Origin of the sequence: Paraburkholderia atlantica, assembly GCF_009362785.1 — a bacterium.
In the GTDB taxonomy this organism is placed as follows: domain Bacteria; phylum Pseudomonadota; class Gammaproteobacteria; order Burkholderiales; family Burkholderiaceae; genus Paraburkholderia; species Paraburkholderia atlantica.
This window is the reverse complement of record NZ_WHNQ01000026.1, coordinates 102,129-109,770: the sequence shown is the minus strand read 5'-3', so window position 1 is coordinate 109,770 and position 7,642 is coordinate 102,129. Positions and strand designations below refer to the sequence as shown.

6 protein-coding genes and 1 pseudogene are annotated in these 7,642 nt (G+C 61.0%); 1 reads left to right on the top strand and 6 read right to left on the bottom strand.

The genetic code is table 11. The features are described from left to right. Positions 1-509, bottom strand: a pseudogene (locus tag GCT19_RS29615) (IS21 family transposase); the annotation flags it as partial. 306 nt (positions 510-815) lie between these two features. Here GCT19_RS29615 and GCT19_RS44450 point away from each other — a divergent pair. Continuing rightward, a complete protein-coding gene (locus GCT19_RS44450) occupies positions 816-938 on the top strand; it encodes a hypothetical protein (RefSeq protein ID WP_260186047.1) in 123 nt (40 codons plus the stop codon). A 1,122-nt stretch (positions 939-2,060) separates the two neighbouring features. Here GCT19_RS44450 and GCT19_RS29600 read toward each other — a convergent pair. From GCT19_RS29600 to GCT19_RS29580, 5 genes are all read right to left on the bottom strand, one after another. Beyond that, positions 2,061-2,759 carry an ABC transporter ATP-binding protein gene (locus GCT19_RS29600; protein WP_152853906.1) on the bottom strand — a complete coding sequence of 233 codons (699 nt, stop codon included), beginning with the start codon at positions 2,757-2,759 and terminating at the stop codon, positions 2,061-2,063. A gap of 17 nt (positions 2,760-2,776) precedes the next feature. Beyond that, a complete protein-coding gene (locus GCT19_RS29595) occupies positions 2,777-3,568 on the bottom strand; it encodes an ABC transporter ATP-binding protein (protein WP_152853905.1) in 792 nt (263 codons plus the stop codon). A gap of 20 nt (positions 3,569-3,588) precedes the next feature. Continuing rightward, complete coding sequence (locus GCT19_RS29590) at positions 3,589-4,758, bottom strand: ABC transporter permease subunit (protein WP_013094583.1); 1,170 nt, start codon at positions 4,756-4,758, stop codon at positions 3,589-3,591. 26 nt (positions 4,759-4,784) lie between these two features. Next, positions 4,785-5,735: a branched-chain amino acid ABC transporter permease gene (locus tag GCT19_RS29585; protein WP_152853904.1), complete on the bottom strand. Its 951-nt coding sequence runs from the start codon at positions 5,733-5,735 to the stop codon at positions 4,785-4,787. 228 nt (positions 5,736-5,963) lie between these two features. After that, positions 5,964-7,166, bottom strand: coding sequence for a branched-chain amino acid ABC transporter substrate-binding protein (locus GCT19_RS29580; protein ID WP_018437874.1), 1,203 nt, complete (start codon positions 7,164-7,166; stop codon positions 5,964-5,966). Positions 7,167-7,642 lie beyond the last annotated feature (476 nt).

Genomic DNA, 7,642 nt, shown 5'->3' with positions numbered 1-7,642 from the left:
GCGCCCATGGCCGCCACGAAGATGTGCGCGCGGCGTCCAGTCGTCAGCGGCAGCGTGGGGCCGGCGAAGTCGACAAACAGCTTCTCGCCGGCGCGGTGAATCTGACGCATCGAGCGCTTCAGGCGTTTCGTGAACGCCTTGTAGTGCTCGCAGAACTGCGTATAGCGGTAGGTCTGCCGGTCCGCGAATTCGGCCTGGTACTCCTCCCACAGCAACGTCAGCGTCATGCCCTTGCGACGCAGCTCCTGGTGGATGCGTCCGTAGTCGGGCTGGGCGTAGCCTGCTGGCCCCGTGGGCTTGCCGAGAAGCCGCCGCTCGAGGTCGCCTTCATCCATATCGCACGCGCTCGCCCAGTCCAGCCCGGCAGCGCCAGCCAGTCCGACGTACTTCGTGACCACGCCCTTGGATATGCCCAGTGACGAGGCGATCCGATCGTGCGAGAAGCCGCCGTCGAATTTAAGTCGTAAAACGTCCTTGATCATGCGCATGTTCATCCTGTGCGCGGGCATGCTCTCTCCGGCCAAAGCCGGCGAGCATAGCCCGCGTGGTTGATGTCATGCGCAACGCCAATCCTGGTTCCCGGTCCGCTCGGTCACGTTCCCGAAATGCCCGGTCACGTTGCCGAAATCGCCGGTCACGATCCCGAAACGGCCGGTCACGTTCGTCCGAAATACGCACCAGCCATACCGGCACCGCGCAGCTGCGCGAGCGTACCGAGCAGTTTATCCGCGAGAATAATCAGGCAGCACGCCCCTTCAAATGGACTTTCCAGGGCTATCCGCTGCAAACTGGCGCATCGTAATCGAGAGACAGACATGCCAGCCATCCCCACTAAACATTACGCGGCCGAACTTCAGCGTCAACTGCGCAGCTTGCTCGGTCATGAGCAGATCGTCACACAAGCCTACGGGCGGCACCTGCTGATCATTCATCGATGATGAGGAACCGACTGTTGTGGCGCGCCTTACCGAGCTCGGCCGCAATCGTTATAGTGCCGCCTTTCGCAGCCACACCGGCCGATGGGAGCCGCTGCCGGGCACAGGCTCACTCGACGAAATGACTGAGGTCATCGTCACGCTCCTGCAGCCTTACTTGCAACCCGATAATTACTAAAGCAAATTGAGGGATGTTGTACTAGTCCCGCTGATTGAGGCCATCGTGCCGATCGGCGGCAGGCGCAGGCGGCCTTTGAGCCGTCCCTCGCCGCGCCAATGCCGAACGGGGTTACGACCACGACAAATACGACGCGCTCTTCGCGGGCGCACTATTCCCACTTGCATCGCGCGGCGTGGTCACCCGCATCGCAGTGGACCTAGGAAAGTCCGTCGGGTTGCCGAGCGTACGCATGCCCGACCGCATCATTTCCGTCGTCTGCTATTCGCTTCGAACGTCGCGCTGCTATTCACGAAACGTTCCTCAAACTCGGCTGTTGCTCAATCTGCTGGAAGACTCTTCAGCGCGTTCAGCAGTCCTTATGCAACCTTCTCCTACAATAAGCACGGAACTCGTGAATACGTGGCCACGCAGAAAGTCGATGCTGGATCGGTCCAGTCGAGTTAAGCGCGCGAATAGCATCGTTCGAATCGAATCGTACATCATGCATGATGTAGAAGACGCACAACCCGCCGAAGAGACTTCCGCCTACCAAGAGACAGTAAGAAGTACCTGTGCTACGCGGTCGACAGGGGGTAAAACAGTCGATCTCCTGCTGCGTGTGCCCATCGCGACAAGACCGCCGCGCGATGTTACTTCGAGAAGGCGAGCGGACAGAAGGATGAACCCGGAAGAATCCTAGAGCACCATCCGGTTGCGCTCGAAACGCTCGATGCCGGCCCGCGCACGACAGAACAAGCGGCCGAACAAAATCATCGAATAGTCGTGGTATCTGACCAGCTCCGGCAAGTACGCAGAGTGCTCTGCCCCATACGATTCCGTAACTGCTCCAACGACAGTCCGGAAACGCTTGTATTGCGTAAACGTCGCTCTTAAGGGCCCATTGGCAGTCAGCACTAGACGTCCGCTGATTTGTAATATCCAGATTGAACGCGTCTGGATCGAACCTACCGCGCAACACCGGTGCGGAAAGTGATCCCGCTTAGGCACTGTCGACCTCCCGACATCGTGATCAGACCGGAGTCCATCACGTAGCCGCGATTAGCCGCCTGCAGCGCGAGACGCGCGTTCTGCTCGACGAGCAGCACCGTCATACCTTCGGCGGAAATCGAGCGCACCACTTCGAAGATCTTCTCGACCATGATCGGCGACAGGCCCATCGACGGTTCGTCGAGCAGCAGCAGTTTCGGGCGCGAGATGATTGCGCGCGCCATCGCGAGCATCTGCTGCTCGCCGCCCGACAGCGTGCCCGCGTATTGCGAGGCGCGCTCCTTCAGACGCGGAAAGAAGCCGAACATGCGCTCGACGTCCGACTTGATACCGTCGACATCGTTGCGCAGATAGGCTCCCATCTGCATGTTCTCGACGATCGACATGCGCGCGAAGATGCCGCGCCCTTCCGGCACCATCGCGAGGCCGCGCTTGAGCAGTTCGTGCGCGGGCAGGCCTTTGATCGACTGGCCCATGTACTCGATGTCGCCGGCCGCGTACGCCTTCAGGCCCGTGATCGCCTTCATCGTCGTGGTCTTGCCCGCGCCGTTCGCGCCGATCAGCGTGACGAGTTCGCCCTGCCCGACCTCGAGGTCGACACCCTTGACCGCCTGGATGCCGCCGTAGTTGACCTGCAGGCCCTTGATTTTCAACATTGCTTGCGTCGTGGACATCAGTGGACCCCCGCACCCAGATAAGCTTCGATCACCTTCGCATCCTTCTGCACGTCCTGCGGCAGACCCTGCGCAATCACCTTGCCGTAGTCGAGCACCGTCATCTGGTTGCACAGGCCCATCACGAGCTTCACGTCGTGTTCGATCAGCAGAATCGTCTTGCCGTCCGCGCGAATCTTGTCGAGCAGCTTGGTCAGCTCGACCTTCTCGGTGGCGTTCATACCGGCCGCCGGTTCGTCGAGCGCGAGCAGCTTCGGGTCGGTCGCCAGCGCACGGGCGATTTCCAGACGACGCTGGTGGCCATACGACAGGTTGCGCGACGTGTAGTCCGCGTATTGCGTGATGCCGACGTAGTCGAGCAGTTCGAGCGCGCGCTCCTTGATTTCGCGCTCTTCCTTGCGTTCGGCCGGCGTCTGGAACACCGCGCCCAGCAGACCGTGCTTGGTGCGCACATGACGGCCGACCATCACGTTTTCGAGCGCGGTCATGCCGCCGAACAGGCGAATGTTCTGGAACGTGCGCGCGATGCCCGCCTTCGCGACCTGATAGACCGCGGTCGGCGTGTAGTTCTCGCCGTCGAGCTTGAACTCACCCGAATCCGGCGTGTACAGACCCGTGATCACGTTGAAGAAGGTCGTCTTGCCGGCGCCGTTCGGGCCGATCAGACCGTAGATTTCGCCCGCGCGGATCTGCAGGCCGACCTCGGAAAGCGCCTGCAAACCGCCGAAGCGCTTGTTGACGCCCTTCACCGACAGACGGATCGCCGCGTTGTTGCTTACGTTATCGCTCATGTCTTTTTCTCCACCGGACCTTATGCGCGCACCGGCTTCTTGCCGCTACGCTTTGCCAGCTTCGCAATCTTGTCTTCGTGCTTCGGCGCGGGCCACAGGCCTTCCGAGCGATACAGCATGATCACGACCATCGCGAGACCGTACAGCAGCTGACGGATCACTTCGGTATCGACGATTTCATGGCCGAAGATCATGTTCTGCAGCGGACCCATCGTCGAGCGCAGGAACTCGGGGAACACCGCGAGCAGCACCGCGCCGAGGATCACGCCAGGAATGTGGCCCATGCCGCCGAGCACCACACAGGCGAGCACCACGACCGATTCCCAGAACGTGAACGATTCCGGCGACACGAAGCCCTGGAACGCACCGAACATCGCGCCCGACAAGCCGCCGAACGACGCGCCCATCGCGAACGCGAGCAGCTTCACGTTGCGGGTGTTGATGCCCATCGCCTTGGCGGCAATTTCATCTTCGCGGATCGCGGCCCACGCGCGGCCGATTCGCGAATGCTGAAGACGCGTACACGTCCAGATCACGAACAGCGCACACAGCACGAACAGGTAGTAGTACAGGTACACCGCCGGGAACTGCATGCCGAACAGCGAGTGCGACTGCGCGAAGCTGAAGCCGCCGATCTGCACCGGAGCGATCCCGGTGATCCCCTTCGGACCATTGGTGATATTCACCGGACGGTCGAGGTTGTTCATGAAGATCCGCACGATTTCCCCGAAGCCGAGGGTCACGATCGCCAGGTAGTCGCCACGCAGTCGCAGCGTCGGCGCGCCGAGCAGAATCCCGAACATCGCGGCCAGCGCCATCGCGATCGGCACGATGATCCAGATCGGCACGTTCAGACCGTGCGGCGCGAGCGCCGCGATCCACTCGAATTGCGTCGACAGGTGCGGCGAACTGAGCAGCGCGGCCGTGTAGGCACCGATCGCGTAGAACGCGATGTAGCCCAGGTCCAGCAGGCCGGCAAAGCCCACCACCACGTTCAGGCCGAGCGCGAGCATCACGTACAGCATCGCGAAGTCGAGCACGCGGACCCAGTAGTTGCCGCCCGCCGCACCGATGATCATCGGCGCCGCGATCACGAAGATCGTCGTCAGGATGCCGATGGTCAGCGTCTTGGTGCGGTTCTTTTCGGGAATGAGCGTCGTGGACGGCTCGATCGGTTGAATTGAGGTCATGATTGTTGACTCCTTGTGGCCCGGGATCAGGCGCGATCCGCGACACGTTCGCCGAGCAGACCCGACGGACGGAACACGAGCACGACGATCAGCACGATGAACGCGAACACGTCCTGGTAGTTACTACCGAACACGCCGCCCGTGAGGTTGCCGATATAGCCGGCGCCCAGCTGCTCGATCAGGCCGAGCAGCACGCCGCCGACCATCGCGCCGCCGAGATTGCCGATACCGCCGAGCACCGCCGCGGTAAAGGCCTTCAGGCCGGGGATGAAGCCCATGTAGAAGTGCGCGTTGCCGTATTCGGACGCGATCATCACGCCGGCGAGGGCAGCCAGCGCCGAGCCGATCATGAAGGTTGCCGAAATCACGAAGTTCGGGCTCACACCCATCAGGCTCGCGACGTTCGGATTCTCGGCAATCGCGCGCATCGCGCGGCCGAGCTTGGTCTTGTGCACGAGCAGCAGCAGGCCGCCCATCACGATGAACGCCACCAAGATGATCACGATTTCGGTCATCGAGATCACGGCGCCGGGCGTCGTGTCGGTGGCCTTGATCACGTTGATCGGGTCAGTGGGCAACAGCTGCGGGAACGGCAGCGGATTGCGCGACCAGATCATCATCGCGAGCGTCTGCAGCAGAATCGACACACCGATCGCGGTGATCAGCGGCGCGAGACGCGGTGCGCGGCGCAACGGCCGGTAGGCCACGCGCTCGATCGTGTAGCCGACCACCGCGCAGACTGCCGCCGCGATGAGCAATGCGATGACCAGCGTCAGCACGTTGCCGAGGCCGGGGAAGTGGTTCTGCAGCACACCTATGGCGGAGAGCGCAACCATCGCGCCCACCATCAACACATCGCCGTGAGCGAAGTTGATGATGCCCAGAATGCCGTAAACCATCGTGTAGCCCAGTGCGATGATGGCGTAGACACTGCCAAGCACCAGTCCATTCAGGATCTGCTGGATGAAGATATCCATTTATTGCTCCTTAGCCCGTGCGACTGGATTCGCGTTTCTCATCTGCCGGTGGGCGGTGATGCACTACGAATCTCAACGGCACTGCGGGTACTGATGTAAAAGACCGGTAAGGGTTATCCGCTGCCGGCTTGCCCTGACGACCGTGATGCGGTCGCGGGCTCCCCTTGGGCGGATGCAAAAACGGCACCGTTGGATGGTGTCGGTGCCGTCAGGCCGAACTTCCCGTCATCACATCTTTACGACGTCGAGCACTGCTTTCTTGCCGTCCTTGAAGTCGTAAAGCGTAATGGCGCCCTCTTTCAAATCACCCTTGTCGTCGAACGCGATGTGGCCGATTACCCCGTTGTAATCGGTCGAAGGCATCGCAGCCAGCACCTTGGGCGCCTCGATCGAATTAGCGCGCTTCATTGCATCGACGATCACGTACACAGCGTCATACGTGAACGGCGCGTAAATCTGCACCGGCGTGTGGAAGCGGTCCTCGTACTTCTTTTCGAAGTCCGCTCCATTGGTCATTTTCGAAAGCGCGAGTCCTGCTTCCGAACAGACCAGGTTTTGCACGGCGGTACCCGCCAGCTCACCTACCTTGTCGGTACACACACCGTCGCCGCCAAGGATTTTTGCCCTGATACCGAGCGCCGCCGCCTGCTTCGTAAACGGCCCGCCCGTCGCGTCCATGCCGCCGAACATGATCGCGTCCGGCTGAACACTCTTGATCTTCGTGAGAATGGCCCGGAAATCCGTGGCCTTGTCGTTCGTCGCCTCCCGCGCGACGATCTTCGCGCCGCTCGCCTCGGCGGTCTTCGCGAATTCGTCCGCGAGACCTTTGCCATAGGCGGTCGCATCGTCCACGACCGCGATACGTTTGGCGCCGAGCGCCTTCGTCGCGTAATTGGCGAGCGCCGGACCCTGCTGCGCATCGGTCGCGACCACCCGATAAGTCGTCTTGAACCCCTGCTGCGTGTAGGCCGGATTCGTCGACGACGGCGAGATCTGCACGATGCTCGCGTCGCTGTAGATCTTCGACGCCGGAATCGAGACCCCGGAGTTCAGGTGCCCGATCACCGCGACCACATGATCGTCGACCAGTTTCTGCGCGACGGCGGTGCCCGCTTTCGGGTCCGCCGCATCGTCCTGCGCGTCGAGTTGCAGCTGGATCTTGCGACCGTCGATCGTCAGACCCTGCGCATTGATTTCCTCGACCGCGAGGCGCGCCCCATTTTCGTTGTCCTTGCCCAGATGCGCGATGCCGCCCGTCAACGGTGCCGCATGACCGATCTTCACGATAGTCGCTTCGCTCGCCGCGGCGACCGCCGCGGACGAAGCCGCTGATGCGCCCGCCCCCGCTTCGCCATCCTGTTTCTTGCCGCACGCGGTCAGCATCGCGACCGCGGCCGCGATGGACACGGCGTAAGCAAATTTGACTCGCATCAAGTAAGGTCTCCTGCGCCTTGCAAAATCCACTGTCCAGGACCTCAAGGCCTTGAGAACGCGCGCATTGTAACTCCAATTATGCGGGTGGCAATATTGTTGAACCGGTGGGGTTTTCCTGCATTGCAACCTGCTATTGAAAGCAAAATCCGCTAAAAAGAGCAACCCGGTTGCGATCCATTTTCGTGCATCAGTTGCACCGCCGCCGAACCCGATGGCATCAAGTGTTGCGGCCCGTCGGCTTGAATCCCGGATAGGCGGGGGCTTGCGTCAGATATGTTCTTTTAGCTCGCGCTCGTCAAGAGCACCAATTCAGTGCATGATTAATTCGTCTTAAGCCGTTTGCTTAGCTTAAAACGGGGGCGCATCGCTCGAAAATCAATAAAAGACCCGATCACAATCCAAAATAATTTGTGCGCGAGAGCACTGAAACGTGCGAGTTCGTTCGATCCGGCACCTAATTCCTCAGTGACCCA

What these genes read in the sequence shown, in the direction of transcription:
- GCT19_RS29595 (WP_152853905.1), bottom strand. Translation starts at nt 3,568, where the DNA reads ATGAGCGATAACGTAAGCAACAACGCGGCGATCCGTCTGTCGGTGAAG.
- GCT19_RS44450 (WP_260186047.1), top strand. Translation starts at nt 816, where the DNA reads ATGCCAGCCATCCCCACTAAACATTACGCGGCCGAACTTCAGCGTCAA.
- GCT19_RS29580 (WP_018437874.1), bottom strand. Translation starts at nt 7,166, where the DNA reads ATGCGAGTCAAATTTGCTTACGCCGTGTCCATCGCGGCCGCGGTCGCG.
- GCT19_RS29585 (WP_152853904.1), bottom strand. Translation starts at nt 5,735, where the DNA reads ATGGATATCTTCATCCAGCAGATCCTGAATGGACTGGTGCTTGGCAGT.
- GCT19_RS29590 (WP_013094583.1), bottom strand. Translation starts at nt 4,758, where the DNA reads ATGACCTCAATTCAACCGATCGAGCCGTCCACGACGCTCATTCCCGAA.
- GCT19_RS29600 (WP_152853906.1), bottom strand. Translation starts at nt 2,759, where the DNA reads ATGTTGAAAATCAAGGGCCTGCAGGTCAACTACGGCGGCATCCAGGCG.